This is a genomic window from Pseudomonas sp. ACN5 (genome assembly GCF_002303975.1).
Taxonomy (GTDB): Bacteria; Pseudomonadota; Gammaproteobacteria; order Pseudomonadales; family Pseudomonadaceae; genus Aquipseudomonas; species Aquipseudomonas laurylsulfatiphila.
Genome location: NZ_MRCP01000002.1, coordinates 351,618 through 376,198 on the forward strand (window position 1 = coordinate 351,618; position 24,581 = coordinate 376,198).

Annotated in this window: 25 protein-coding genes, 1 other RNA gene and 2 pseudogenes; 13 read left to right on the forward strand and 15 right to left on the reverse strand. The window is 61.1% G+C overall.

Going from position 1 to position 24,581, the window contains the following annotated elements:
* Positions 1-32 precede the first annotated feature (32 nt).
* Positions 33-497, reverse strand: coding sequence for an Lrp/AsnC family transcriptional regulator (locus tag BSF40_RS04810; protein ID WP_008015415.1), 465 nt, complete (start codon positions 495-497; stop codon positions 33-35).
* A 126-nt stretch (positions 498-623) separates the two neighbouring features.
* Here BSF40_RS04810 and BSF40_RS04815 point away from each other — a divergent pair, with 126 nt between their 5' ends.
* The 5 genes from BSF40_RS04815 to BSF40_RS04835 all read left to right on the forward strand — a co-directional run bounded on the left by BSF40_RS04815 (position 624) and on the right by BSF40_RS04835 (position 4,686).
* Positions 624-962 (forward strand): hypothetical protein, encoded by a 339-nt coding sequence (locus BSF40_RS04815; RefSeq protein WP_095964275.1) that lies wholly within the window; start codon positions 624-626, stop codon positions 960-962.
* Positions 963-1,052: 90 nt separating this feature from the next.
* Complete coding sequence (locus tag BSF40_RS04820) at positions 1,053-2,837, forward strand: GspE/PulE family protein (RefSeq protein WP_095964276.1); 1,785 nt, start codon at positions 1,053-1,055, stop codon at positions 2,835-2,837.
* Between the two features lie 84 nt (positions 2,838-2,921).
* The gene (locus BSF40_RS04825; RefSeq protein ID WP_095964277.1) at positions 2,922-3,842 is read left to right on the forward strand and encodes an SPFH domain-containing protein; all 921 of its coding nucleotides are present in this window, start codon (positions 2,922-2,924) and stop codon (positions 3,840-3,842) included.
* 8 nt (positions 3,843-3,850) lie between these two features.
* The gene (locus BSF40_RS04830; protein ID WP_095964278.1) at positions 3,851-4,300 is read left to right on the forward strand and encodes an NfeD family protein; all 450 of its coding nucleotides are present in this window, start codon (positions 3,851-3,853) and stop codon (positions 4,298-4,300) included.
* A 68-nt stretch (positions 4,301-4,368) separates the two neighbouring features.
* Positions 4,369-4,686 carry a DUF2388 domain-containing protein gene (locus BSF40_RS04835; RefSeq protein ID WP_085723777.1) on the forward strand — a complete coding sequence of 106 codons (318 nt, stop codon included), beginning with the start codon at positions 4,369-4,371 and terminating at the stop codon, positions 4,684-4,686.
* Between the two features lie 187 nt (positions 4,687-4,873).
* Here the strand turns inward: BSF40_RS04835 and gcvP are convergent, their stop codons facing one another.
* A complete protein-coding gene (gene gcvP, locus BSF40_RS04840; protein ID WP_095964279.1) occupies positions 4,874-7,747 on the reverse strand; it encodes an aminomethyl-transferring glycine dehydrogenase in 2,874 nt (957 codons plus the stop codon).
* Positions 7,748-7,894: 147 nt separating this feature from the next.
* Here gcvP and BSF40_RS33435 point away from each other — a divergent pair.
* Positions 7,895-8,027, forward strand: a pseudogene (locus BSF40_RS33435) (DegT/DnrJ/EryC1/StrS aminotransferase family protein); the annotation flags it as partial.
* Between the two features lie 131 nt (positions 8,028-8,158).
* Here BSF40_RS33435 and gcvH read toward each other — a convergent pair.
* From gcvH to BSF40_RS04885, 9 genes and pseudogenes are all read right to left on the reverse strand, one after another.
* Positions 8,159-8,542 (reverse strand): glycine cleavage system protein GcvH, encoded by a 384-nt coding sequence (gene gcvH, locus BSF40_RS04845; RefSeq protein WP_007978918.1) that lies wholly within the window; start codon positions 8,540-8,542, stop codon positions 8,159-8,161.
* 49 nt (positions 8,543-8,591) lie between these two features.
* The gene (gene gcvT, locus BSF40_RS04850; RefSeq protein WP_095964280.1) at positions 8,592-9,674 is read right to left on the reverse strand and encodes a glycine cleavage system aminomethyltransferase GcvT; all 1,083 of its coding nucleotides are present in this window, start codon (positions 9,672-9,674) and stop codon (positions 8,592-8,594) included.
* A gap of 156 nt (positions 9,675-9,830) precedes the next feature.
* Positions 9,831-11,447 carry an iron ABC transporter permease gene (locus tag BSF40_RS04855; protein WP_095964281.1) on the reverse strand — a complete coding sequence of 539 codons (1,617 nt, stop codon included), beginning with the start codon at positions 11,445-11,447 and terminating at the stop codon, positions 9,831-9,833.
* A 203-nt stretch (positions 11,448-11,650) separates the two neighbouring features.
* The gene (locus BSF40_RS04860) at positions 11,651-12,655 is read right to left on the reverse strand and encodes an extracellular solute-binding protein (RefSeq protein ID WP_015097299.1); all 1,005 of its coding nucleotides are present in this window, start codon (positions 12,653-12,655) and stop codon (positions 11,651-11,653) included.
* 236 nt (positions 12,656-12,891) lie between these two features.
* Positions 12,892-14,109 carry a 2-octaprenyl-3-methyl-6-methoxy-1,4-benzoquinol hydroxylase gene (locus BSF40_RS04865; protein WP_172435672.1) on the reverse strand — a complete coding sequence of 406 codons (1,218 nt, stop codon included), beginning with the start codon at positions 14,107-14,109 and terminating at the stop codon, positions 12,892-12,894.
* Positions 14,110-14,118: 9 nt separating this feature from the next.
* Positions 14,119-14,229 (reverse strand): annotated as a pseudogene (locus tag BSF40_RS04870) (tetrameric acyl-CoA thioesterase); the annotation flags it as partial.
* Positions 14,230-14,266: 37 nt separating this feature from the next.
* Positions 14,267-15,454 carry a 2-octaprenyl-6-methoxyphenyl hydroxylase gene (gene ubiH, locus BSF40_RS04875; protein ID WP_095964283.1) on the reverse strand — a complete coding sequence of 396 codons (1,188 nt, stop codon included), beginning with the start codon at positions 15,452-15,454 and terminating at the stop codon, positions 14,267-14,269.
* Positions 15,451-16,785, reverse strand: a complete 1,335-nt coding sequence (pepP, locus tag BSF40_RS04880) for a Xaa-Pro aminopeptidase (protein WP_095964284.1) — start codon at positions 16,783-16,785, stop codon at positions 15,451-15,453. Before pepP ends, ubiH begins: the two co-directional genes overlap by 4 nt.
* A 27-nt stretch (positions 16,786-16,812) precedes the next feature.
* Entirely contained in the window at positions 16,813-17,370 is a 558-nt protein-coding gene (locus BSF40_RS04885; protein WP_095964285.1) for a YecA family protein, read from the reverse strand.
* A 194-nt stretch (positions 17,371-17,564) separates the two neighbouring features.
* Here BSF40_RS04885 and BSF40_RS04890 point away from each other — a divergent pair, with 194 nt between their 5' ends.
* From BSF40_RS04890 to BSF40_RS04905, 4 genes are all read left to right on the forward strand, one after another.
* Positions 17,565-17,774, forward strand: a complete 210-nt coding sequence (locus BSF40_RS04890) for a TIGR02449 family protein (protein ID WP_007982902.1) — start codon at positions 17,565-17,567, stop codon at positions 17,772-17,774.
* Entirely contained in the window at positions 17,771-18,088 is a 318-nt protein-coding gene (locus BSF40_RS04895; RefSeq protein WP_007978902.1) for a cell division protein ZapA, read from the forward strand. Before BSF40_RS04890 ends, BSF40_RS04895 begins: the two co-directional genes overlap by 4 nt.
* Positions 18,089-18,118: 30 nt before the next feature.
* A non-coding RNA gene (ssrS, locus tag BSF40_RS04900) (6S RNA) lies at positions 18,119-18,297 on the forward strand.
* Positions 18,298-18,383: 86 nt separating this feature from the next.
* Positions 18,384-18,989, forward strand: coding sequence for a 5-formyltetrahydrofolate cyclo-ligase (locus BSF40_RS04905; RefSeq protein WP_007978899.1), 606 nt, complete (start codon positions 18,384-18,386; stop codon positions 18,987-18,989).
* A 35-nt stretch (positions 18,990-19,024) separates the two neighbouring features.
* Here the strand turns inward: BSF40_RS04905 and BSF40_RS32665 are convergent, their stop codons facing one another.
* Positions 19,025-19,180, reverse strand: a complete 156-nt coding sequence (locus BSF40_RS32665) for a hypothetical protein (RefSeq protein ID WP_007978897.1) — start codon at positions 19,178-19,180, stop codon at positions 19,025-19,027.
* A gap of 195 nt (positions 19,181-19,375) precedes the next feature.
* Between BSF40_RS32665 and BSF40_RS04915 the strand changes: the two genes are divergently transcribed.
* A complete protein-coding gene (locus BSF40_RS04915; RefSeq protein ID WP_095964286.1) occupies positions 19,376-19,828 on the forward strand; it encodes an EVE domain-containing protein in 453 nt (150 codons plus the stop codon).
* Between the two features lie 157 nt (positions 19,829-19,985).
* Here the strand turns inward: BSF40_RS04915 and BSF40_RS04920 are convergent, their stop codons facing one another.
* Positions 19,986-20,393: a flagellar basal body-associated protein FliL gene (locus tag BSF40_RS04920; RefSeq protein WP_095964287.1), complete on the reverse strand. Its 408-nt coding sequence runs from the start codon at positions 20,391-20,393 to the stop codon at positions 19,986-19,988.
* A 150-nt stretch (positions 20,394-20,543) separates the two neighbouring features.
* On the opposite strand from BSF40_RS04920, the gene BSF40_RS04925 reads away from it, so the two are divergent.
* Positions 20,544-21,521 carry an NADPH:quinone oxidoreductase family protein gene (locus BSF40_RS04925; protein ID WP_095964288.1) on the forward strand — a complete coding sequence of 326 codons (978 nt, stop codon included), beginning with the start codon at positions 20,544-20,546 and terminating at the stop codon, positions 21,519-21,521.
* A gap of 41 nt (positions 21,522-21,562) precedes the next feature.
* Here the strand turns inward: BSF40_RS04925 and BSF40_RS04930 are convergent, their stop codons facing one another.
* Positions 21,563-22,180: an energy transducer TonB gene (locus tag BSF40_RS04930; RefSeq protein WP_095964289.1), complete on the reverse strand. Its 618-nt coding sequence runs from the start codon at positions 22,178-22,180 to the stop codon at positions 21,563-21,565.
* A 327-nt stretch (positions 22,181-22,507) separates the two neighbouring features.
* On the opposite strand from BSF40_RS04930, the gene glpT reads away from it, so the two are divergent.
* A complete protein-coding gene (gene glpT, locus BSF40_RS04935) occupies positions 22,508-23,857 on the forward strand; it encodes a glycerol-3-phosphate transporter (protein ID WP_015097309.1) in 1,350 nt (449 codons plus the stop codon).
* Here glpT and BSF40_RS04940 read toward each other — a convergent pair.
* Positions 23,833-24,501, reverse strand: a complete 669-nt coding sequence (locus tag BSF40_RS04940) for a gamma-glutamylcyclotransferase (RefSeq protein WP_007978886.1) — start codon at positions 24,499-24,501, stop codon at positions 23,833-23,835. The two genes, glpT and BSF40_RS04940, sit on opposite strands and share 25 nt — an antisense overlap.
* Positions 24,502-24,581: the final 80 nt, after the last annotated feature.

Sequence of the window (24,581 nt, forward strand, 5' to 3'; positions counted from 1 at the left end):
CCGCGAAGAGGCCAGCACATTCACTACACATTTCAGACTGGCAAACTGGTGGTCGACTTGATCTCCGACAACGCCACGATCGAGTTGACCTCCTGAATCCCCGGCACCATCGACAGCTTCTCGAAGAAGAAGCGCTCGTACGCCTCGATGTCCGCCGTGACAATCCGCAGCAGAAAATCCACCGCCCCCATCAGCACATAACACTCCAGCACCTCCGGAAAGCCGCGAATCGCCTCGGTGAATTCGGTGAAGTTCGAACGCCCGTGGGCATTGAGTTTCACCTCCGCGAAGATCTGCGTGTTCAGGCCGATTTTCTTGCGGTCGAGCAAGGTCACCTGGCCGCGAATGATGCCCTCCTCTTTCATCCGCTGAATCCGCCGCCAGCAAGGCGATTGCGAGAGCCCCACCTGCTCGGCGATCTGCGCGCTGGAGAGCGAAGCGTCCTCTTGCAGCAAGGCGAGGATCTTGCGGTCGTAGCTGTCCAGTTCGCTTTGCATAAAAAAACCTTTAATATCTAAATAGGTGAATTGATTAAGTCTGCATGCCTGCCATTTGACCAATCATAGAGAAGAAATACCCGGCACAGGATGTAAATATTTCTCCAGTAATTCTGGAGCCTGACCATGCCGTATCTCGAAGCCCTGAACACCCCACCTGCCCGCGCCGATGTCTGGAGCGTCAGCAATGCCCATTGCCGTGTTCACTATCAAATGCTGGCCGAGGCCGAACCGGACCTGCTGTGTCGCGTCCTCAATCTGTTCGCCTTGCAATTGCTCACGCCGGAACAGGTCAACGTGCAGCGCCAGGACGACTGGCTGACTATCGATATCGTCATCGACGGTTTGAGCTGGCACCGCGCGCAAGTGATAGCGGAAAAACTTCGTAACCTGATCTGCGTCTGCTCGGTTGAGCTGCAGGAAGCTGACTCTGCCTGGGCCGAGACGCTACAGGCGGCGGGCTGAAAAACGCCGAAACGGCTTCGTCGGGTAGTGGCCCAGCGGTCAGCCGGGCCACGGCTATCCTTTGCGCACTGTCGTTCAAAAGGAGCCCGCATGTCCGTACAACTCGCCTTTCAGGACCGCTGGCTGGATCTCAATGATGTGCTGCGCGAACTGGTTGCGCAGGGCTTTATCAGCCAGGATTCAGCCGAACACGCGCTCAATGCCCGCCGCCGCAACGCTACCCATGGCCAAATGCATCCGCTGGAGTTCATTGCCAGCCAACAGTTGGGCGACCTCAGCCGCCCCGGCAAACTGCTGGACCTGGAAAGCCTGACCCTGTGGCTGTCCCGGCAGGCCGGACAGCCTTATCTGCGCATCGATCCGTTGAAAATCAACGTCGCGGCCGTGACCCCGCTGATGTCCTATGCCTTCGCCCAGCGCCACAAGATCCTCGCGGTAGCGATCGACCGTGATGCGGTGACCGTGGCCAGCGCCCAGCCTTATGTCAGCGGCTGGGAGGCTGACCTGACCCACGTGCTCAAATTGCCGATCAAGCGCGTGGTGGCCAACCCGGTGGACATCCAGCGCTTGAGCGTCGAATTTTTCCGTCTGGCCAAGTCGGTCACCGGGGCCAACAGCGCCGACCCGCACGTCAGCACCCTCGGCAATTTCGAACAGTTGCTCAACCTCGGCGCCAGCGACCAGGAGCCGGACGCCAACGATGCCCACATCGTCAACATCGTCGACTGGCTGTTCCAGTACGCGTTCCAGCAACGCGCCAGCGACATCCACATCGAGCCCCGTCGCGAGCAAGGCACGGTGCGCTTTCGCATCGACGGCGTGCTGCACAACGTCTATCAATTCCCGCCCCAGGTCACCATGGCCATCGTCAGTCGCCTGAAAACCCTGGGGCGCATGAACGTCGCGGAGAAACGCAAACCCCAGGACGGTCGGGTGAAAACCAAGACCCCGGACGGCGGCGAAGTTGAACTGCGTTTGTCGACTCTGCCCACCGCCTTCGGCGAAAAAATGGTCATGCGGATCTTCGACCCGGACGTCCTGCTCAAGGACTTCGACCAACTCGGCTTCTCCACCGACGACCTGCGCCGCTGGCAGGACATGACCCGCCAGCCCCACGGCATCATCCTCGTCACCGGGCCGACGGGGTCGGGCAAGACCACCACCCTCTACACCACCCTGAAAAAACTGGCGACGCCGGAGGTCAACCTCTGCACCATCGAAGACCCGATTGAAATGGTCGAGCCGGCCTTCAACCAGATGCAGGTCCAGCACAACATCGACCTGACCTTCGCCGCCGGCGTGCGTGCGCTGATGCGGCAAGACCCGGACATCATCATGATCGGCGAAATCCGCGACCTCGAAACCGCGGAAATGGCGATCCAGGCGGCGCTCACCGGGCACCTGGTGCTATCGACCCTGCACACCAACGATGCGCCCGGCGCCATCAGCCGCCTGCTGGAACTCGGCGTGCCGCATTACCTGATCAAGGCCACAGTGCTTGGCGTCATGGCCCAGCGACTGGTGCGAACCCTGTGCCCGCACTGCAAGGCGCCACTGGCGCTGGGCGAAGACGATTGGCAAACCCTGACCCGCCCCTGGCAGGCACCGCTGCCAGGCAATGCCCAGCGCGCCGTCGGTTGCGTGGAATGCCGCGATACCGGTTATCGCGGCCGCGCCGGGGTCTACGAAATCATGCAACTCAGCGATGGCATCAAAGCGTTGATCAGTCCCGATACCGATCTGCTGGCCGTGCGACGCCAGGCATTCAAGGAAGGCATGCGCAGCCTGCGGCTGTCGGGGGCGCAAAAGGTCGCCGCCGGGCTGACGACCATCGAGGAGGTTCTGCGCGTGACGCCCCAGAGCGAGCAGAACTGAGCCCGGCTGTTCTTATCCGCCATCGGCACCGCTACACTCCAACGATTGCTACTCCACAGATCCACACATCAACAAGGAATCGTTATGCAGATCGGTAGTGTGCTTTTGCTTTTTGTCGGCCTGGTGGTCGCCATTCTGTTCATGGGCTTCAAGGTCGTGCCCCAGGGTTTTGAATGGACCGTCGAGCGTTTCGGGCGCTACACCAACACGCTCAAACCGGGGCTGAACGTCATCGTTCCGGTCATGGACCGCATCGGGCGCAAGATGAATGTGATGGAAAGCGTGCTGGATATTCCACCACAGGAAGTCATCACCGCCGACAACGCCACGGTGCAAATCGACGCCGTGTGCTTCTTCCAGGTGGTCAACACGGCCCAGGCTGCCTACGAGGTCAACAACCTCGAGCACGCCATTCGTAACCTGTTACAAACCAACATCCGCACGGTGCTCGGCTCGATGGAGCTCGACGCCATGCTCAGCCAGCGCGACGGCATCAACGAAAAACTGCTGCGCACCGTCGATGAAGCGACCGCGCCGTGGGGCATCAAGATCACCCGGATCGAGATCAAGGACATCAGCCCACCCGCCGACCTGATGGCGGCGATGAGTGGGCAGATGAAAGCCGAACGAATCAAGCGTGCACAGATCCTCGAGGCCGAAGGCCTGCGTGCCGCAGCGATCCTGACTGCCGAAGGCAAGAAGCAGGCGCAGATCCTCGAAGCCGAAGGCAGTCGGCAGGCCGCCTTTCTGGAGGCCGAAGCCCGGGAGCGGCAAGCCGCGGCAGAAGCCCAGGCCACCAAAGTGGTGTCCGAAGCGATTGCCAGCGGTAACGTGCAAGCGGTCAACTACTTCGTGGCGCAGAAGTACATCGACGCGCTGGGCAACCTGGCTTCGGCCAACAACAGCAAAGTGATCCTGATGCCGCTGGAAGCCAGTTCGATGATCGGCGCGGTGGGCGGCATTGGCGAAATCGTCAAAGCCACTTTCGATAACAAGAAAGCCTGAGGCGCGCCATGTGGGCATTTTTGCAGCATCTTTCGTTCTGGGACTGGTTGGCGCTGGGCACGGTGTTGTTGATTCTTGAAGTGTTCGGCGCCGGCGGCTACCTGCTGTGGATCGGTATGGCAGCGGCTGCCGTGGGTGTCCTGACCTTCTTCCTGCCAGGCCTGTCGTGGGAATGGCAATTTCTGTTGTTCGGCCTGCTGTCGATCGCCACCGCCTTGTACTGGTGGCGGCGTCAGCGCACAGCGACTCGCCTGAGCGATCAGCCGCACCTGAACCTGCGTGGCCAGGAACTGATCGGCAAGACCTTCGTGGTGCATGAAGCAATTGTCGACGGTCGCGGCAAAATCAAGGTGGCCGACGGCGTGTGGATGGCCCGCGGGCCGGACGCTGCCATTGGCAGCCGCGTGCGAGTGGTCGGCCAGCAAGGCGCGATCCTGCTGGTCGAAACGACGGAATAGGCAGTCACGGAACTCGATTGGGGGTTGGCAATCCAACCGCGTAGTCAACCCAGTGGAGTCACCCTGTCATGCGTTTCAAACTTGCTGTCGCTACCGTCGCGCTGTTGTCCCTGCCTGTCGGTTCGGCGATGGCCGATACTTTTTGGCGTAACGTTCTTACGTCCGGTGCAACCACCGGTTCGAGCTATCTGACATCCAAGGATCACAAGTTGGTCGTCGCAGCCCAGGACGATGCCAGCAGCTTCGTCGCCAGTGATGGCGGTATCCGCGGCCCGTACCTGGAAGCGGCCATGCAGAAAGTCCGCGCCGACAACCCGGGCCTGCAAGCCACGGACATGGAGTTGGCGAACGCGATCCTGGCGAAGAATGCCGTGGCGTCTGAATAAGCGTTGCGAATGAAAAATGCCGCTCACATGAGCGGCATTTTTTTGTCCCACACAAAACCCTGTGGGAGCGGCGGTGCGGCGATCCGACTTGCTCGCGAATGCGGTGGATCAGTAAAAACTTCATTGACTGTCACACCGCATTCGCGAGCAAGCCCGCTCCCACAGGGGTTATGTATTGCCTGGGAGGTCAGCGGTAGTCGTCAACCGGCACACACGCACAAAACAGGTTCCGATCCCCATACACATTGTCCACCCGGTTCACCACCGGCCAGTATTTGTGGGCCTTGGTATGCGCGTCCGGCGTGACGGCTTGCTCGATGCTGTACGGCCGCTCCCACACGCCGGTGATATCGGCCAGCGTATGGGGCGCACCTTTCAACGGGTTTTCTTCCGCCGGCCAGTTACCGTTCTGCACCTCGTTGATTTCCGCGCGGATGCTCAGCATCGCCCCGATAAACCTGTCCAGCTCCGCCTTCGATTCACTTTCGGTCGGCTCGACCATCAGCGTCCCCGGCACCGGGAACGACATGGTCGGAGCATGGAAGCCGTAGTCCATCAGGCGCTTGGCGACATCCTCTTCGGTGATGCCGGTCAACGCCTTGAGCGGCCGCAGGTCAAGGATGCATTCGTGGGCCACCCGTTCGTTGCGCCCGGTGTAGAGCACCGGAAAGGCACCGGACAAATGCCGCGCCAGGTAATTCGCAGCCAGGATCGCCACTTCGCTGGCGTCCGCCAGTTGCGGCCCCATCATGGCGATGTACATCCAGCTGATTGGCAGAATGCTTGCGCTGCCCCAGGGCGCTGCGCTGACGGCGCCATTTTGCGGCTGCGGCCCGTCGATCGGCACCACCGGATGGTTGGCCACGAACGGCGCCAGATGTGCCCGAACACCAATCGGGCCCATGCCAGGACCGCCGCCACCATGGGGAATGCAGAAGGTCTTGTGCAGGTTCATGTGCGAAACATCGGCGCCGATATCCGCCGGCCGCGCCAGCCCGACCTGGGCGTTGAGGTTGGCGCCATCCATGTACACCTGACCGCCATGCTGGTGGATCACTTCACAGATTTCGCTGATGCCTTCCTCGTACACGCCATGGGTCGAAGGATAGGTCGCCATCAGGCAGGCGAGTTTGTCGGCGGCCTGCGCGGCTTTTTCCTTGAGGTCATCCAGGTCGACGTTGCCCGCCTCGTCACACTCGACGATCACCACGCGCATCCCGGCCATTTGCGCCGACGCGGGATTGGTGCCGTGCGCCGACGAAGGAATCAGGCAGATATCGCGGCCGCCCTGTTGCCGGCTCTCATGGTATTTGCGGATCGCCAGCAGCCCGGCGTATTCGCCTTGGGCACCGGAGTTGGGCTGCATGCAGATGGCATCGAAACCGGTGATCGCGCACAACCAGCGTTCCAGTTCCTCGATCATCAGCCCGTACCCGGCGGCCTGCTCTTTCGGCACGAACGGGTGCAGGTTGGCGAACTGCGGCCAGGTGATCGGGATCATCTCGCTGGTGGCGTTGAGCTTCATGGTGCAGGAGCCCAGCGGGATCATCGATTGATTGAGCGCCAGGTCCTTGTTTTCCAGTTGCTTGAGGTAGCGCAGCATCTCGGTTTCGCTGTGATGGGCGCTGAATACCGGATGGCGCAGATAAGGCGAAGTTCGCACCAACCCTTGGGGAATTCCGCCAGGCAGGACTTCGGCATCCAGGTCCTCGATACTGAGCCCGTGATCGGCCCCCAGAAACACGTCGAACAGCCTCTCCACGGTGGTTTCGTCGCAGGCCTCGTCGAGGCTCAAGCCCAGTTGGCCGCGCCCGAGAATGCGCAGGTTGATCTGCGCGGCCCGGGCACTTTCGATGATCGCAGTCTGGGTTCCGCCGACTTCCAGCGTCAGGGTGTCGAAGAAGTGCCGGTTGACCCGGGTGATACCCTTGCGCTCAAGCCCGGCGGCCAGGATGCAGGTCAGCCGGTGAACCCGCTGGGCGATCCGCTTGAGCCCTTCCGGGCCGTGGTAGACCGCATAGAAACTGGCGATATTGGCCAGCAGCACCTGGGCCGTGCAGATGTTGGAGTTGGCCTTCTCCCGGCGAATGTGCTGCTCGCGGGTTTGCAGGGCCATGCGCAGGGCGGTGTTGCCTCGCGCATCTTTGGAAACACCGATGATGCGCCCGGGAATCGCCCGTTTGTACTCATCGCGGCTGGCAAAAAATGCCGCGTGCGGCCCACCGTAGCCCATAGGCACACCAAACCGCTGGGACGAGCCGAACACCACATCGGCGCCCAGTTCACCCGGCGGGGTCAGCAGCAACAGGCTCAGTAAATCCGTGGCGACACAGGCCAGGGCCTGTTGCGCGTGCAGGTGATCGATCAGCGGCCGCAGGTCGTGGATCTCGCCGTGGGTGTCAGGGTATTGCAGCAGCGCGCCGAACACCTGGTGCTGCTTCAAGTTATCCACAGCGTCGACGATCAGCTCGAAGCCGAAACCTTCGGCGCGGGTCTGCACTACGGAAATGGTTTGCGGGTGGCAGTTTTCGTCGACAAAGAACAGGTTGCTTTTGGACTTGGCGACCCGCTTGGCCAGGGCCATGGCTTCCGCCGCGGCGGTGGCCTCATCGAGCAGCGAGGCGTTGGCCAGCTCCAGACCGGTCAGATCGATGGTCAATTGCTGGAAGTTCAGCAGCGCTTCGAGCCGCCCTTGGGCGATCTCCGGTTGATAGGGTGTGTACGCGGTGTACCAGCCGGGATTTTCCAGCACGTTACGCAGAATGACCGCCGGAGTGAGGGTACCGTGGTAGCCCATGCCGATCAGGCTGGTCCAGACCTGGTTCTGCTCGGCATACCCACGCAGCCTGGCCAGGGCGGCCTCTTCATCGAGGGCCGGGGGCAGGTCCAGCGCCCGGTTGAGGCGGATGCCCGGCGGCACGGTTTGCTCGATCAATTCGACCCGGCTGCCCAGGCCAAGGCTGTCGAGCATCGCCTGTTGCTCGGCGGCATCGGGTCCTAGGTGGCGGCGCAGAAAGGCATTGGGGTCGTGTAACTGGCTCAGGGACGGCAACTGGGACATGACGGGCTCTCTCTTGACTGGCGCTCAGCGTCGATGCAACACGGTCAAACCAGCATAGCAGTCGATCTTCGCGTGGATGGCGTGGCGTCGTCAGCCAATCCGGCTCCGCCACCCCGGTGTTTGCCGACATCGACCCGGTGACGCGCAAAGGATACGGCCCAGGCACGCGCGACTTTCATGGCGCAGATGCAGGCATTGGGGGGTCGGGATCGGCTATCACTACCCACCGATTCACCTGTTGAGCCTTTACCGCGAGCGCGGTTTTAAGGAGGGCATGTTCACGGCGATGAGCAAAGCCGTCTTGCGGTCTTGACTCAGCCTTTGCAGGCGCTGCCGCAGGCTGCGATCTTTTGATTTTAAAAACAAAAGCAAAAGATCGCAGCCTGCGGCAGCTCCTACGGGGGGCGAGTATTACTCGCCGATGGCGGCCTTGTAGCCGGCGGCATCCAGCAGTTTTTCCAGATCGGCGGTGTTGCTTGGCTTGAGCTTGAAGATCCACGCGCCGTACGGGTCGCTGTTGAGCAGTTCCGGCGAAGCGCTCAGATCTTCGTTGACCGCGATCACTTCACCGGCAATCGGGGAGTAGATATCGGAAGCGGCTTTAACCGATTCAACGACACCAGCCTGATCTTCAGCGGCAAACACGTTACCGACTTCAGTCAGCTCGACGAACACCACATCACCCAGCGCTTCCTGCGCGTGATCGCTGATGCCCACGGTGACGGTGCCATCGGCTTCCAGACGTGCCCATTCGTGACTTTCGGCAAAACGCAGGTCGGCAGGGATATTGCTCATGTTCTGTGTCCTCAGGAAATTGTCAGCGGTCGTTAACCGCTGGAAAAGATTAGATCAAGGTTTTGCCGTGGCGTACGAAGGTCGGTTTGACCACCCGAACCGGGTACCACTTGCCACGAATTTCCACTTCAGCGCGGTCGGCAGTTGCCATCGGCACGCGCGCCAGCGCTATCGACTTGCTAAGCGTAGGAGAGAAACTACCACTGGTGATCTCCCCTTCGCCAACATCGGCGATGCGCACGACCTGATGAGCGCGTAAAACACCACGCTCCTCAAGGACCAGACCGACCAGTTTGTGCTGTACACCAGCGGCTTGCTCGGTTTCCAGGGCCTTGCGCCCGATGAACTGCCGGGTGGCAGGTTCCCAGGCGATGGTCCAGGCCATATTGGAAGCCAGGGGTGAAACATCCTGCTGGATATCCTGACCGTAAAGGTTCATGCCGGCTTCGACCCGCAAGGTATCCCGCGCGCCAAGACCGATGGGAGAAATCCCGGCACCGACCAGATCGTTGAAGAACCCGGGTGCCTGATCCGCCGGCAGAATGATTTCCAGGCCGTCTTCGCCGGTATAACCGGTGCGCGCGATGAACCAGTCACCATCGGGCAGGCCTTCGAAGGGCTTGAGGAGCTGGATCAGATTGCCGCGGGACTGGTTGACCAGCTCGGCAATTTTTTGCCGGGCGTGAGGCCCCTGGATGGCCAGCATCGCCAACTCGGAACGCTCGCGAAGCTGCACGTCGAAACCGTCGAGATGCGCTTGCATCCAGGCCATGTCCTGATCGCGGGTGGAGGCATTGACCACCAGGCGATAGCCCTCGTCGAGACGGTAGACGATCATGTCGTCGACGATGCCGCCCTGTTCGTTGAGCATGGTGCTGTATAACGCACGGCCGGGGCTGTGCAGGCGTTCGACATCATTGGCCAGCAAATGCTGAAGCCAGGCTTTGGCCTGGGGGCCGCCGACGTCGATAACGGTCATGTGGGATACATCGAAGACACCGCAATCGCGGCGCACCTGATGGTGTTCCTCGACCTGCGATCCATAATGCAGAGGCATGTCCCAACCGCCAAAATCGACCATCTTTGCGCCGAGCGCGAGATGAAGGTCATACAGAGGCGTACGCTGTCCCATGGGTTTCTCCTTCCGGGCGTGGCGAAGGTGCGGGCAAGTGCTGCACGGACTGAATGCCTTGAAACAAAAGGCCTTTAGCCGATTTCAGCTACCTGGTCTGTCAGACGGACCGCACCGAATGCCGCGCATTGTAGCCGCAAGGTGTAGGACTGACACCTAGCTGTTTCGATGCGCTGAGCGCCGGATCAATCCGATGACCGGCAGCAGCCCGACCAGCACCAGGGTCAACGCTGGCAAAGATGCCCTCGCCCATTCTCCTTCGCTGGTCATTTCAAAGATCCGCACCGCCAGCGTGTCCCAGCCAAACGGGCGCATCAGCAGGGTCGCGGGCATTTCCTTGAGCACGTCGACGAACACCAGCAGCGCCGCGCTCAAGGTGCCGGGCAACAACAACGGTAGATACACTTTGAAAAACAGTCGCGGCCCACTGACGCCAAGGCTACGTGCCGCTTCGGGCAAAGATGGCCGTATACGCGCCAGACTGCTTTCCAGTGGTCCGTAGGCCACCGCAATGAAGCGCACCAGATAGGCCAGCAACAACGCTGACAGACTGCCCAGCAGCAGCGGCTTGCCCGCGCCACCGAGCCAGCTCGAGAGCGGGATCACCAGCTCGCGATCCAGGTAACTGAACGCCAGCATGATCGACACCGCCAGCACCGAGCCCGGCAAGGCGTAACCCAGGTTGGCCAGACTGACCCCGGAACGAATGACCCGGGTGGGCGCCAGGCGTCGGGCAAACGCCAGCAACAAGGCGACGCTGACGGTGATCAACGCCGCCATCGCCCCCAGGTACAAGGTATGGACGATCAACCCGGTGTAGCGCTCGTCGAGATCGAAGCGCCCGCGCTGCCAGAACCACACCGCCAATTGCAGCATCGGGATAACAAAAGCGCAGGCAAACACCAGACCGCACCAGGTCGAGGCCGCCAGTGCCTTGAAGCCCCGCAGGTGATACAGCGCCTTGACCCGTGGCCGCTCGTTGCCCGCCCGGTTGGCCCCGCGAGCACGCCGTTCGCCGTAGAGCACGAGCATCACCACCAGCAGCAACAAGCTGGCCAGTTGCGCGGCGGAAGACAGACTGAAAAAACCGTACCAGGTCTTGTAGATGGCCGTGGTGAAGGTATCGAAGTTAAACACCGACACTGCGCCGAAATCCGCCAGGGTTTCCATCAGCGCCAATGCCACGCCCGCACCGATGGCCGGCCGCGCCATGGGCAATGCCACACGCCAGAACGCTTGCCAGGGCGATTGACCCAGGACCCGCGCCGCTTCCATCAGGCCTTTGCCCTGGGCGAGGAAGGCCGTGCGGGCCAGCAGATACACATAGGGATAGAAAACCAGCACCAGCACCACAATCACCCCGCCCGTGGAGCGCACGCGCGGCAGTCGCAGACCGCTGCCGAACCATTCGCGCAGCAGGGTTTGCACGGGCCCGGCAAAATCCAGCAGGCCGACGAAGACGAAGGCCAGCACATAGGCCGGAATCGCGAAGGGCAACATCAGCGCCCAGTCCAGCCAGCGCCGGCCGGGGAATTCGCAAAGGCTGGTAAGCCAGGCCAGGCTGACACCCAGGACTGTCACACCGACACCGACGCCTAGCACCAGGGTCAGGGTATTACCCAGCAAACGCGGCATCTGTGTGTCCCATAGATGGGACCAGATCTGTTGATCGATGATTTGCCAGGAAAGCAGCAGGACGCTCAGGGGCAACAGGACCAGCGCAGCAATGGCGAAGACGACGGGATACCAGCGGCGTTGGGCAGGGTGGGCCACAGGCTTGGTTCTCTACTATTAATGGGTGAAATCGACACTGTAGGAGCGAGCTTGCTCGCGAAAAACGTCAACGATAACGCGGGGAGTCTGACGATCCGCGGTGCCCTGACGTTCATCGCGAGCAAGCTCGCTCCTACAGAGTCAGAAGCGCGCAACAAAAAAACAAACGCCCCGCATAGGCGGGGCGCAGTATATCGGGCAAATCAGTTCCAGCCAGCCTTGTCCATCAGGCGAATCGCCTCAGCCTGGCGCTTGCCGGCGATTTCCACAGGCAAGGTATCAGCGATGAACTTGCCCCATGCGGCGACTTCAGCCGATGGCTGTACGGCCGGGTTGGCCGGGAACTCCTGGTTCACGTCGGCAAAGATCTTCTGCGCTTCAGGCGTGGTCATCCACTCCACCAGGGCCTTGGCCGCTTCCGGGTGTGGCGCGTGTTGGGTCAGGCCGATACCCGACAGGTTGATGTGTACGCCACGGTCGGCCTGGTTCGGCCAGAACAGTTTCACCGGCAGATCCGGCTTCTGCTTGTGCAGGCGGCCGTAATAGTAGGTGTTGACGATGCCGACATCGCACTGGCCGGCATTGATCGCTTCGAGCACCGCGGTGTCGTCGGAGAATACGTCAGTGGACAGGTTCTTGACCCAGCCCTTGAGGATTTCCTCGGTCTTGCCGGCGCCGTGCACTTCGATCATGGTCGCGGTCAGGGACTGGTTGTAGACCTTCTTCGCCGAACGCAGGCACAGGCGGCCTTCCCATTGCTTGTCGGCCAGTGCTTCGTAGGTGGTCAGTTCGCCCGGCTTCACACGGTCAGTGGAGTAGGCAATGGTCCGCGCCCGCAGGCTCAAGCCGGTCCAGGCGTGGGAAGCTGCCCGGTACTGCAGCGGAATGTTGGCGTCGATGGTTTTCGAGGTGAACGGCTGGAGGATGCCCATCTGCTCGGCTTGCCAGAGGTTGCCGGCATCGACGGTCAGCAGCAGGTCGGCCGGCGTATTCGCGCCCTCGGCCTTGAGCCGCTGCATCAGCGGCGCTTCCTTGTCGGTGATGAACTTCACCTTCACGCCGGTCTTGGCTGTGTAGGCATCGAATACTGGCTTGATCAGCTCGTCGATACGCGAGGAGTAGACCACCACCTCGTCAGCAGCCTGGGCGGCGGTGCTGCCAATCAGGGTCAGGGCCAGTGCAGTCAGTAGACGCTTCGGTGCCAACATGGGAGCGGTCTCTCGATTGGAAAATGAGATCAAATGATAAGGACTCACATTTAGCTTCTCAATCGAAGCTGTTCGCGGAGGAGTTACCGGATGTTGCACCGCCTGGAATTTGTGGTGCTTGTGCTGACACCTTCGCGGGCAAGCCCGCTCCCACAACGTTCACAATTCCCGTGCCCAAAGCGATACCTGTGGGAGCGGGCTTGCCCGCGAAGAGGCCAGTAGCCGCTATGCAGAACTCAGGGCTTGGCCAGCGCCGGCAAATCCCCGGTCAACCCCAGCGCTTCACGCACGAACAAGGCCTTGGCCTCGGGCATCTTCTCAACCATTTTCAACCCGGTATTACGCAACCAGCGCACCGGTAACGGATCCGCCTGGAACAAGCGCTCGAAGCCCTCCATCGCTGCCATCAGTGCCAGGTTGTGGGGCATGCGCCGACGCTCGTAACGGCTGAGGACTTTCACATCCGCCAGGCGTTCGCCACGGGTTGCCGCTTGCAGCAACACTTCGGCCAGCACGGCGGCATCGAGGAATCCGAGGTTCACACCCTGCCCGGCCAACGGGTGAATGGTGTGGGCCGCGTCGCCGATCAACGCCAGGCCTTGCGCCACATAACGCTTGGCATGCCGCTGGCGCAGGGGCACACACAGGCGCGGGTCGGCGCTGAGCACTTCACCGAGCCGCCCCTCAAAGGCTCGCTCCAGTTCCTTGCAGAAACCCTGGTCATCCATCGCCATCAAGCGTTCGGCTTCGCCGGGCGTGGTCGACCAGACGATCGAGCACCAATCCTGTTCGCCGTCGCGCTCCAGTGGCAGAAACGCCAACGGACCGTTGTCGGTGAAGCGCTGCCAGGCCGTCATCTGATGCGGCTTGGCGCAACGCACGCTGGTGACGATGGCATGATGCAGATAATCCCATTCGCGGGTCGCGACCCCGGCCAGGCGCCGCACGGCCGAGTTGGCGCCATCCGCTGCGATCACCAGCGGTGCACGCAGGGTGCGGCCATCGGCCAGGGTCAGCAGCCAGTCATCGCCGGAGCGGCGCATCTGTTCCAGCCGTGCATTGGCCAGCAACCCCAGGTCACAGTCGTGCAGGCGCTCGAGCAAGGCATCCTGGACCACTCGGTTTTCGACGATATGCCCCAGCACCTCGGCATGCACGCTGGTCGCCGAGAAGTGGATTTGCCCGGTGCCGCTGCCATCCCAGACCTGCATGTCGGTGTAGGGGCTGCTGCGCCGCCCGGCGATGCCGTCCCAGACGCCAAGGCGTTCGAGGATCCGTTGGCTCGCAGCCGACAAGGCGCTCACCCGCGGCTCAAAAGCAGCCTGAGCGTTGAAGGGCTTGACGCTCATGGGGCTGCCGTCCAGCAGCAGGACTTCCAGCCCGCTGTTCTGCAACGCCAGCGCCAGGGCGCTGCCGACCATTCCGGCCCCGACAATCAGCAGATCTGCGCGCATTTCCATGCTTTAAGCCTGTCTCTCTTGCGGCTTGAGCCGCACGTAAAGGGTTTTCCCGACTCGCGCCACCAGGTGGCCGGCGCCGTCATGAACGTCGACCTGCAAGTGCGGCAGGTTTTTTATCAATCGTGCCTTGCCAAATCGGCGGTTCAACCAGCTAGGCATCCGGTCGCGTCCCCAGCCCCATCGCCTGTCGGGCAAACCAGCGTTTGGCCGGTGGCAGCAGGTCGAGGCCGAGCAAGCCGATGTTGCGACCCAGGGACACCAGCGGCTGGGTACTGCCGAACAGGCGCGTGACCTGATCGGAGAAGCCCACGGTGAGGTCCTGGTCGAGACGCTGACGTTCGCGATAGGCCTGCAAGGTGGCAAAGTCGCCCAAGGGCTTTTCGCTGGCGAGCAAGGCATCGGCCAGGGCCTGGGCATCGCGCAGGGACAGGTTGAACCCCTGGCCGGCAATCGGATGCAGGCTGTGCGCCGCGTTGCCGAGGACCGCCAGATGCGGACGTACCTGTTCTTCGGCCTCGACCAGTGTCAGCGGATACAGGTGTCGTGCACCGACCTGCTTCAACGTACCAAGGCGATAACCGAAGACACCCTGCAATTCACTGAGGAAACTGCGCTCATCGAGGGCCGCCAGGCGTTGCGCGTCCATGCCCAGACGGGTCCAGACCAGAGCACAGCGGTTTTCCGGCAGCGGCAGCAACGCCATTGGGCCTTCGTCGGTGAAACGCTCGAAGGCCATGCCGTTGTGAGCCTCGCTCGGGGTGATGTTGGCGATCAGCGCGCTCTGGTTATACGGACGCTTGCGGATGCCGATCCCCAGTTGCTCGCGCAGGCCGGAGCGGCCGCCGTCAGCGAGTACCGCGAGGTCGCACTCAAGGGTGGTTTCATCATTGAGGGTCAGGCGATAGCCATCGGTCAGCGGCTCCATGCGGGTGACTTCCGCCGGGCAACGCCAGCTGATCACGTCCTTGTCCAGGCCTTGCCACAGGCATTGGCCGAGCCAGGCGTTTTCAACGACATAACCCAGCGCTGGAACCCCCTCTTCCATCGCCGACAACCGCGCCGTCGAGAATCGACCACGGTCGGAAACATGAATCTGCTTGATCGGCTCGGCGCGGCGGGAAACTTCCTGCCAGACGCCCAGGCGTTGGTAAATCTGCCGCGAGCCAAAGGACAGCGCCGAAGAACGAGCGTCGTAACTCGGTTGATACGTATCCCCCGGGGCGAACGGCTCGATCAGCACGATCTTCCAGCCTCGGGCCTTGGCCCCGGCCTGCAAGGCCAGCGCCAGACTCGCACCGACCAGCCCGCCACCAATGATTGCCAGGTTGACTCGACTCATGCCGCCTGTGTCCGTGCTTGCGCCATCAGGGCCTCGATTTCGCTGACGGTTTTCGGCACGCCGCCCGTCAATATTTCACAGCCGGTTCTGGTGACCACTACGTCGTCCTCGATGCGCACGCCAATGCCGCGCCATTTCTTCGCCACACTCTGGTTGTCCGGAGCAATGTAGATCCCCGGCTCCACGGTCAACGCCATGCCGACCTCCAGTACGCGCCACTCGCCGCCGACCTTGTATTCGCCGACATCGTGCACATCCATACCCAGCCAATGGCCGGCGCGGTGCATGTAAAACGCCTTGTAGGCTTCACTGGCGATCAGTTCGTCAACCTCACCCTGGAGCAACCCCAGCTTGACCAGCCCGGTCGTGATGACCCGGACCGTGGCCTCGTGCGCCTGGTTCCAGTGTTTGTTCGGGGCGATTTCGGCAAAGGCGGCTTCCTGAGAGGCCAGCACCAATTCGTAAATCGCTTTCTGTTCCGCTGAATACTTGCCGCTGACCGGAAAGGTCCGGGTGATGTCGCTGGCGTAGCAGTCGATCTCGCACCCGGCGTCGATCAGCACCAGGTCACCGTCCTTGAGCAGCGCGTCATTCTGCTGGTAATGCAGGATGCAGCTGTTGCGCCCCGCCGCGACGATCGACCCGTAGGCCGGCATCTTCGCCCCGCCCTTGCGGAATTCGTAATCGAGCTCGGCTTCCAGGCTGAATTCGTGCAACCCGGCGCGACAGGCCTGCATTGCCCGTACGTGCGCCTGGGCGGAAATCCGCGCCGCCTCGCGCATCACTTTCACTTCTGCCGCCGATTTATACAGGCGCATGTCGTGCAGCAGATGATCCAGGGCAACGAATTCGTTCGGCGGCTGGGCACCGAGGTTGGCCTTGGAGCGGATCACGTTGATCCATTCCATCAGGTGGCGGTCGAATTCGGGGTTGCTGCCCATGGCCGAATACACCCGGTCACGGCCTTCGATCAGGCCCGGCAGGATGTCGTCGATATCGGTGATGGGGAAGGCGTCATCGGCGCCGAAGTCGCGAATCGCGCCTTCCTGCCCGGCACGCAGGCCATCCCACAATTCGCGCTCGGCGTTGCGCTCGCGGCAGAACAGGATGTATTCGCCATGCACGCGACCCGGCATCAGCACCAATACCGCCTGAGGTTCAGGGAAGCCGCTGAGGTACTGGAAGTCGCTGTCCTGGCGGTAGACGTGCTCGACGTCGCGGTTACGAATGGCCACCGCGGCGGCGGGCAGGATGGCGATGCTGTTGGGTTCCATCTGCGCCATCAGGGCCTTGCGGCGACGGCTGTATTCCGATTTAGGGATGTGGATCATGGGCAGATGGCGTTCCCTGGCAAACGATTAGTGCAGCGACGGTTTGGCGGCGGCCGGCACGTCTTTCTTGGTCTCGGAGAACAGCAGCAGCGGCGCGACGCGCAGGTACTCCATGACTTCCATATAGTCGTTTTCGCCGTCGTCGGACTCTTCCAGCGCATCTTGCACCTGGGAGATGGCCGCCAGATCCTGAAGCACTTCAGTGGCCTCGGTGCTCAGGGCGCTGCTGTCACGGCAGTTCAAGCCGAAACCGCTGAGGAAACCCTGGCACCATTGGCCCAGTGCGGCGGCACGTTCGGTGAGCGGGGCGTCGTCGGTCGGCAACAGCAGAACGACGGTCACGTCATCGCCGGTGAGCTCGCCTTTTACCATCTCTTGCAAGCCGATCAGGGCGTTGCGAACGTTGTCCTGCGGCTCGCTTTCGAGCAGTTCGGCGGCATCGATCAGCCAGCCTTCGGCATCGAAACCGGCGCCGGCGCAACTGCGGCCGAGCAGCAGGCCGTGCAGTTCAGCAGGCGAGACGTTGTGGCCGCTGGAAGTCAGCAGGGTGGCGAAGCCTTGGTACGGGGAATTCTGAATGGTCATGGGCAGCTAGGCGCCAGACGGCGCTATGTCTAGAATGAAGGCCTTGTATCCTACATCGACTAACCCTGTAGGAGCGAGCTTGCTCGCGATGAACCCGAGAACGCCGCGGGTTGTCAGGGACCCGGCGTTATCGTTGGCGCCCATCGCGAGCAAGCTCGCTCCTACAGTCCAACACCCATCAGACAGTGAAGACAATGGAAGACACCGACCTGCAAGCGCTGATGGCCAGACTCGAATTGCTGATTACCCGAGTCGAGCAACTTAAGAGTCAAAATGGACTCTTACTAGCTCAGGAAAAGACCTGGCGCGAGGAACGCGCGCATCTCATTGAAAAAAACGAAATCGCCCGGCGTAAGGTCGAGTCGATGATTTCGCGCCTCAAGGCCCTGGAGCAAGACTCATGAGTTCAAGCAATAGCGTCACCGTGCAGATTCTCGACAAAGAGTATTCGATCATCTGCCCTCAGGAAGAGCGCAGCAACCTGGTCAGCGCCGCCCGTTATCTGGACGGCAAGATGCGCGAGATCCGCAGCAGCGGCAAAGTCATCGGCGCCGACCGTATCGCCGTGATGGCTGCGCTGAACATCACCCACGACCTGCTGCACAAGGAAGATCGCCCGGACGTTCAAGTCAGCGGCTCGACCCGTGAGCAAGTTCGCGACCTGCTCGATCGCGTCGATCTGGTCCTCGCGACCGATCCGGACGTCACCAAAGGCTGATTCGCGTCGCCGCTTGCGGTATACTGCCCTCACTCCCTGGGGTGTTTGCCAGTTGGCGATGTCCCTGAGCCGATTTGCTATACCCTGGAGGTTGCACGTTGGGCTGGTGTGCATGTCCGCTAGACGGAAAGCCTTAAAGCCTACTGCATCTTCCACCTTGAACTTTCGGGTTCAAGGGCTAAGTCGACAGCGACACATTCGGGGAGCCTGATTCCAGTCCAATGCCGGTTTAAATACCGGCATTGGCGTTTTTGCGGGTACGCTTCATGTATCCGTCCTGCCGAAGTCCGAATCCATGACCGAACCTGCGCTGCTTCCCCGCCCGCAACTTCGACGCATGCTGCGCAAGGCCCGTCGCGCACTGACACCCAGTCAGCAGCGCCAGGCCGCTCGCGGGCTGTACAAGCAATTGGCCCAGCAACCGCTGTTCCGCCGCGCCAGACACATCTCGCTTTATCTGCCGACCGACGGTGAAATCGATCCGCGCCTGTTGCTGCGTGCCGCACAGCGCCGGGGCAAGGCCACGTATCTGCCGGTGCTGAGTGCCTGGCCACGCACCAAAATGGTGTTCCAGCGCATCCGGCCAGGGGAAAAACTCAAACCCAACCGCTTCCGCATTCTCGAACCTCGGGCCAACCTCGCCCGGCAACGCAGAATCTGGGCGCTGGACCTGGTGTTGTTGCCATTGGTGGGGTTTGACGATGTTGGCGGACGCCTGGGGATGGGCGGCGGCTTCTACGATCGGAGCCTGGCCTATCTGGCGCGTCGCAATGACTGGCGCAAGCCGACGCTGTTGGGGCTGGCCCATGAGTGTCAGAAGGTGGAGCGATTGGCTCAGGCGAGCTGGGATGTGCCGCTGCAGGGAACGGTGACAGACAAGGCCTGGTATTACGCAGGCTAGGCGTCACTTCGATCAGCGACGCCGGGACAACAGGATCAGCGCTTGAAGGCGGTCGACTGTTGCTGCAACTGGGCAAGCTCGACCGGTGCATCGGTCTTGCTGGCCCACAGGCTTTGGGCATAGCCGGTGGTCACGACGCCAAGGCCAAATAAAATGACCAAAATCCATAGTAAATCCGGTTTGCGTTTCATCGATTGCCCCCCAAAGGCAGATCTACACGATGACAGCAGCGGTTTCCGTTTGTAGGCCGTGCAGCAGCGTCAAGCTTTAAAGGCCGGCATTTTGCGACAACGTGAACCGCTGCGCAAATGCTGACGTCAACCGACTGTCGGTTTGTCATAAAATTGCCGACAAGTTGCTCAATCACCACGCAAGGAGCAAAAGACATGGCCTATTGGCTGATGAAATCCGAGCCCGACGAACTCTCGATCAAAGGGCTGGAAAAGCTCGGCAAAGCGCGCTGGGACGGGGTTCGCAACTATCAGGCACGCAACTTCCTGCGGGCCATGGCAGTGGGGGATGAGTTCTTTTTCTATCATTCCAGCTGCCCGGAGCCGGGCATCGCCGGTATCGGCAAGATTGTCGAAGCCGCGTATCCGGACCCGACGGCGCTGGAACCTGAAAGTCATTACTACGACCCAAAGGCAACGGCGGAGAAAAACGCCTGGAGCGCGATCGATGTCGCCCATGTCGAGACGTTTGCCCGGGTGCTGAAACTGGATTACCTGAAGCAGCAGACGGCGCTGGTCGAATTGCCGCTGGTGCAGAAAGGTTCGCGACTGTCGGTGATGCCGGTGACGCCGGAGCAGTGGGCGGCGGTGATTGCTTTAAAGCCTTGAGTCGTTCACCGCCCGGACTGGCCTCTTCGCGAGCAAGTCGAATCGTCGCACCGCCGCTCCCACAGTTGATTTGTGTTGAAGCACAATCACATGTCCACCACAGAACCCTGTGGGAGCGGGCTTGCTCGCGAAGAGGCCGGTACAGGCGCCAGAAGACTTACTGGATGATCAGGTTGTTGAACAACAAATCCTCAACCACCGGCTTGCCGGTTTCGTCGCTCATCACCTGCTGGGTCTGTTTCAGGGCTTCCTGACGCAGCTTTTCCTTGGCCTCGACATTGTTCATCGTCTCGGTGGTCTGCTGGGCGAACAGCGCGACCAATTGATTGCGAATCAACGGTTCATTGGCCTTCACCGCCTTGGCAGCCTCGTCACCGGTCACCCGCAACGCCACATCAGCCTTGTAGACTTTCAGTTTCGGCGTGCCGTCCAGGCCGTAGTTGCCCACGAACGGCGGGCTCAAGGTGATGTAACTGACCTTCGGAGCGGTATCTTCTTTGGCTTCTTCGGCCACCGCTGCCACAGGCAGGGACAGGGCCAGCAACAACATGATCCACGCTTTCACAATTCACTCCTTATCCGGTTTGCGGCCTAGCATAACGACCCGCCATGCAAGCACAAGCTTATGGCTGACTATCAGGGCCGGGCATGCTCGTTGACCCTTCGACCCACACACCTACACTTATCGGCCATCACTCCCAAAGGAATAGCCCTGATGAAAGCCGTGCTGTGCAAAGCCTTCGGCCCTGCCGAATCGCTGGTGCTGGAAGACGTCGCCAGTCCTGTCGCGAAGAAGAATGAAATCCTGCTGGAGGTGCACGCCGCCGGGGTCAATTTCCCCGACACGCTGATCATCGAGGGCAAGTACCAGTTCAAGCCGCCCTTCCCGTTTTCTCCGGGTGGCGAAGCGGCCGGCGTGGTCCGCGAAGTCGGCGAGAAGGTCAGCCACCTGAAAGTCGGTGACCGGGTCATGGCCCTGACCGGCTGGGGCAGCTTTGCCGAACAGGTTGCCGTGCCGGGCTACAACGTGTTGCCGATTCCGCCCTCCATGGACTTCAACACCGCTGCCGCCTTCAGCATGACCTACGGCACCTCGATGCACGCCCTCAAGCAGCGCGGCAACCTGCAACCGGGCGAAACCCTGCTGGTGCTGGGTGCCTCCGGCGGTGTCGGCCTGGCGGCGGTGGAAATCGGCAAAGCCATGGGCGCCCGGGTGATTGCCGCGGCCAGCAGCGCGGAAAAACTCGCCGTGGCCAAGGCCGCCGGCGCCGATGAACTGATCAACTACAGCGAAACCAGCCTCAAGGACGAAATCAAGCGCCTGACCGATGGCCAGGGCGCCGACGTGATCTACGACCCGGTGGGCGGCGACCTGTTCGACCAGGCCATCCGCGCCATCGCCTGGAACGGTCGCCTTTTGGTGGTCGGCTTCGCCAGCGGGCGAATCCCCGAATTGCCGGTCAACCTGGCGCTGCTCAAAGGCGCAGCAGTGCTCGGTGTGTTCTGGGGCTCATTCGCCCAACGCCAGCCGCAGGACAACGCGGCGAACTTCCAGCAGCTGTTTGGCTGGTTTGCCGAAGGCAAGCTGAAGCCGCTGGTGTCGCAGGTGTATCCACTGGGCAATGCGGCGCAGGCGATCAACGATCTTGGCCAGCGTAAAGCAGTCGGGAAAGTGGTGGTGCAGGTTCGCTGAATCCGGCAAAGGGCCCGGACCTCTGAGTCCAGGCTCTTTCCCTACAGTAACTGGCGGATGTCTTCCGGCAAAAACCTTACATACCTGGATCCCGGGTTGTTCGAGCATTGCCTGATAATGATCGGCACCTTTCTGTTCATATCGGCGATCAATGCCAGACGCCGTTCGGTCGGCAGTGTTGCCGTGGAAAACGCGTTCGACAGATAAGCCCGGATGTAATGGAAGGCGGTGGAATCAATCCACTCGTGCTCCGGGGCACGCGCCAGTGCCTCATTGAGATCGCGGCATCTCAATGCCTTGAGCCACTGGTTGAGATGCAGCGGTAGATGCACATCGAACCTGAACATCATCGGCGCAACGACTTCCTGCTCCTCAGGCTTGTCACCCTCAACGGTCCATGGCTTGAACCGCCACTGCGCTATGGCGACTCTGGTCGCCTCGGCGAAATCAGGGTGATCGCTTTGCAAAATGCTCACCTTGCTGACCGAGCCGTTGGCATGTGCCATGAACCTGACCCGGACATTACCGGTGACTCCAGCCCGATGCAGCGCCGGTGGGTAAATCGGCTTGGGGTTGTTTTCCGGTATCAGGAACACCTCCCCTGCGCTGCTTTCAACAGACACAACAAACAACAGCACCACAAACAAAAACCACCGCATCCTCCTCTCCCTCGCACCTGAAACGCCACAACTGGCTGTACGGCAAAGGTTAAAGCTCAAGGGTGCTGCACTGAAGGTCACGGCTTCCGGTAACAGAGCAGGACATTTCCTAAAGAATTGCCCTACCCGGGACGGATCAGTCGCGTAAAGCATGGGTGGGTGATGCTTCCTACAACGCCCTTCACTTTCACCTGAGCGACATGTTCATAAAGGAATGCGCGATATCCAACATTTCCGCTGTTTTGCCGATGAGAACCGGTGCTATTTTCGGTAACGAAACTGTAACATTCGCAACCGCAGTCAAAACAAGAAATCTGGAGCTCTTGAATGTTTGCTTTCTTTCGTCCTGCCGCACATCAGGCTCCATTGCCTGAAGAAAAAATAGACAGCACCTACCGACGCCTGCGCTGGCAGATCTTCGCCGGCATCTTCATTGGCTATGCCGGTTACTACCTGCTGCGCAAAAACTTCTCCCTGGCCATGCCGTACCTGATCGACGAGGGTTACTCCCGCGGTCAGCTGGGTCTGGCGATGTCCGCCATCGCGATTGCCTACGGCCTGTCGAAGTTCCTCATGGGCCTGGTGTCCGACCGTTCCAACCCGCGTTTCTTCCTGCCGTTCGGGCTGTTGGTGTCGGCTGGCGTGATGTTCATTTTCGGTTTCGCGCCATGGGCGACGTCCAGCGTGACCATGATGTTCATTCTGCTGTTCATCAACGGCTGGGCGCAGGGCATGGGTTGGCCGCCGAGTGGCCGGACCATGGTGCACTGGTGGTCGCAGAAGGAACGTGGCGGCGTGGTGTCCGTGTGGAACGTGGCGCACAACGTCGGCGGCGGCCTGATCGGCCCGTTGTTCCTGATCGGCATGGGCCTGTTCAATGACTGGCATGCGGCGTTCTACGTGCCGGCAGCGGTGGCACTGGCGGTAGCGGTGTTTGCCTTTGTAACCATGCGCGACACCCCGCAATCGGTTGGCCTGCCGCCGATTGAGCAGTACAAGAACGACTACCCGGAAGGCTACGATGCCAGCCACGAAGAGGAATTCAGCGCCAAGGAAATCTTCGTCAAATACGTGCTGCGCAACAAAATGCTCTGGTACATCGCCCTGGCCAACGTCTTTGTCTATCTGCTGCGCTACGGCGTGCTGGACTGGGCACCAACCTACCTCAAGGAAGCCAAGGGCTTCACCGTGGATAAAACCTCGTGGGCGTATTTCTTCTACGAGTGGGCAGGTATTCCGGGCACCCTGCTGTGCGGCTGGATGTCGGACAAGATCTTCCGTGGCAACCGCGGCCTGACCGGCATGGTGTTCATGGCGCTGGTGACGGTCGCGACACTGGTTTACTGGCTCAACCCGGCCGGCAACCCGATGATCGACATGATCGCGCTGCTTTCAATAGGCTTCCTGATCTACGGCCCGGTCATGCTGATCGGCTTGCAGGCGCTGGAGCTTGCACCGAAGAAAGCGGCCGGTACGGCGGCGGGCTTCACCGGCCTGTTCGGCTACCTGGGCGGTTCGGTCGCGGCCAGTGCAGCGATGGGCTACACCGTGGACCATTTTGGTTGGGACGGCGGTTTCGTGCTGCTGGTGGGCGCCTGCCTGCTGGCGATGGCCTTCCTCGCCCCGACGCTACGACACAAACAAGTCGCCAGTCAGGGCCGCGAAGCACTCGCTTGATCAGCCTTTGACTTACAGCGCTTGAGCCGCGCCTCCAGATTCCGGTCTGGCATGGCGTGGCTACGCAGGGCGTGCGCGGTCTGCTCGACATAATCGCGAGTGGTGCCGTAACGCCCGCAAGCGTTTTCGAACACATGGCTCAGCACATGGTCCGGCAGGTTGCCGGCATAACTGGGCAGATGTCGCTCCAGCACAAACCCCAAGGCCTGAACCTGGCTGCCATCTTCGAGTCGGCAGTTGAGCCAGTGCGGGCGGTAGGAAGGAAATGGCATCTCGCGCTGCCAAAGTGCGTACAGCGACGCTTCGAGTTGCTCTTCGGGCAAGCGATAGGCAAAACCGCTGCAAGAGCCACCGCGATCCAGGCCGAACACCAGGCCGGGCATTTCCGGAGTGCCGCGATGTTCGTGGGACCACAGATACAACCCGCGATGGTAGCCATGCACCCGGCCGCGAACCCGTTCAACCGCCGTGCATTCAGGCCGCCAGATCAGCGAGCCGTAGGCAAACAGCCACACCGGCCCACCCTTGTGACGGGCCATGGTCGACTGCATCGAGCTGAGCAATTGTTCGTGAGTGAGCTGCGGCCCCAAGTCGAGCCGCGGAGGGTAAGCCAGATTCAAAAAAGCAGATTCGATGGCGCTCATGGCGAATAGCGTTCAGCTCCCCGCGGGTGAAGAATTACTTAATAGAACGCACAGCTGTAACAATAAGGCACATATGTTTT

Excerpts from the sequence above, each read along its gene's own strand:
- BSF40_RS04810 (WP_008015415.1), bottom strand. The coding sequence starts at position 497 with ATGCAAAGCGAACTGGACAGCTACGACCGCAAGATCCTCGCCTTGCTG.
- BSF40_RS04815 (WP_095964275.1), top strand. The coding sequence starts at position 624 with ATGCCGTATCTCGAAGCCCTGAACACCCCACCTGCCCGCGCCGATGTC.
- BSF40_RS04820 (WP_095964276.1), top strand. The coding sequence starts at position 1,053 with ATGTCCGTACAACTCGCCTTTCAGGACCGCTGGCTGGATCTCAATGAT.
- BSF40_RS04825 (WP_095964277.1), top strand. The coding sequence starts at position 2,922 with ATGCAGATCGGTAGTGTGCTTTTGCTTTTTGTCGGCCTGGTGGTCGCC.
- BSF40_RS04830 (WP_095964278.1), top strand. The coding sequence starts at position 3,851 with ATGTGGGCATTTTTGCAGCATCTTTCGTTCTGGGACTGGTTGGCGCTG.
- BSF40_RS04835 (WP_085723777.1), top strand. The coding sequence starts at position 4,369 with ATGCGTTTCAAACTTGCTGTCGCTACCGTCGCGCTGTTGTCCCTGCCT.
- gcvP (WP_095964279.1), bottom strand. The coding sequence starts at position 7,747 with ATGTCCCAGTTGCCGTCCCTGAGCCAGTTACACGACCCCAATGCCTTT.
- gcvH (WP_007978918.1), bottom strand. The coding sequence starts at position 8,542 with ATGAGCAATATCCCTGCCGACCTGCGTTTTGCCGAAAGTCACGAATGG.
- gcvT (WP_095964280.1), bottom strand. The coding sequence starts at position 9,674 with ATGGGACAGCGTACGCCTCTGTATGACCTTCATCTCGCGCTCGGCGCA.
- BSF40_RS04860 (WP_015097299.1), bottom strand. The coding sequence starts at position 12,655 with ATGTTGGCACCGAAGCGTCTACTGACTGCACTGGCCCTGACCCTGATT.
- BSF40_RS04865 (WP_172435672.1), bottom strand. The coding sequence starts at position 14,109 with ATGCGCGCAGATCTGCTGATTGTCGGGGCCGGAATGGTCGGCAGCGCC.
- ubiH (WP_095964283.1), bottom strand. The coding sequence starts at position 15,454 with ATGAGTCGAGTCAACCTGGCAATCATTGGTGGCGGGCTGGTCGGTGCG.
- pepP (WP_095964284.1), bottom strand. The coding sequence starts at position 16,785 with ATGATCCACATCCCTAAATCGGAATACAGCCGTCGCCGCAAGGCCCTG.
- BSF40_RS04885 (WP_095964285.1), bottom strand. The coding sequence starts at position 17,370 with ATGACCATTCAGAATTCCCCGTACCAAGGCTTCGCCACCCTGCTGACT.
- BSF40_RS04890 (WP_007982902.1), top strand. The coding sequence starts at position 17,565 with ATGGAAGACACCGACCTGCAAGCGCTGATGGCCAGACTCGAATTGCTG.
- BSF40_RS04895 (WP_007978902.1), top strand. The coding sequence starts at position 17,771 with ATGAGTTCAAGCAATAGCGTCACCGTGCAGATTCTCGACAAAGAGTAT.
- BSF40_RS04905 (WP_007978899.1), top strand. The coding sequence starts at position 18,384 with ATGACCGAACCTGCGCTGCTTCCCCGCCCGCAACTTCGACGCATGCTG.
- BSF40_RS32665 (WP_007978897.1), bottom strand. The coding sequence starts at position 19,180 with ATGAAACGCAAACCGGATTTACTATGGATTTTGGTCATTTTATTTGGC.
- BSF40_RS04915 (WP_095964286.1), top strand. The coding sequence starts at position 19,376 with ATGGCCTATTGGCTGATGAAATCCGAGCCCGACGAACTCTCGATCAAA.
- BSF40_RS04925 (WP_095964288.1), top strand. The coding sequence starts at position 20,544 with ATGAAAGCCGTGCTGTGCAAAGCCTTCGGCCCTGCCGAATCGCTGGTG.
- BSF40_RS04930 (WP_095964289.1), bottom strand. The coding sequence starts at position 22,180 with ATGCGGTGGTTTTTGTTTGTGGTGCTGTTGTTTGTTGTGTCTGTTGAA.
- glpT (WP_015097309.1), top strand. The coding sequence starts at position 22,508 with ATGTTTGCTTTCTTTCGTCCTGCCGCACATCAGGCTCCATTGCCTGAA.
- BSF40_RS04940 (WP_007978886.1), bottom strand. The coding sequence starts at position 24,501 with ATGAGCGCCATCGAATCTGCTTTTTTGAATCTGGCTTACCCTCCGCGG.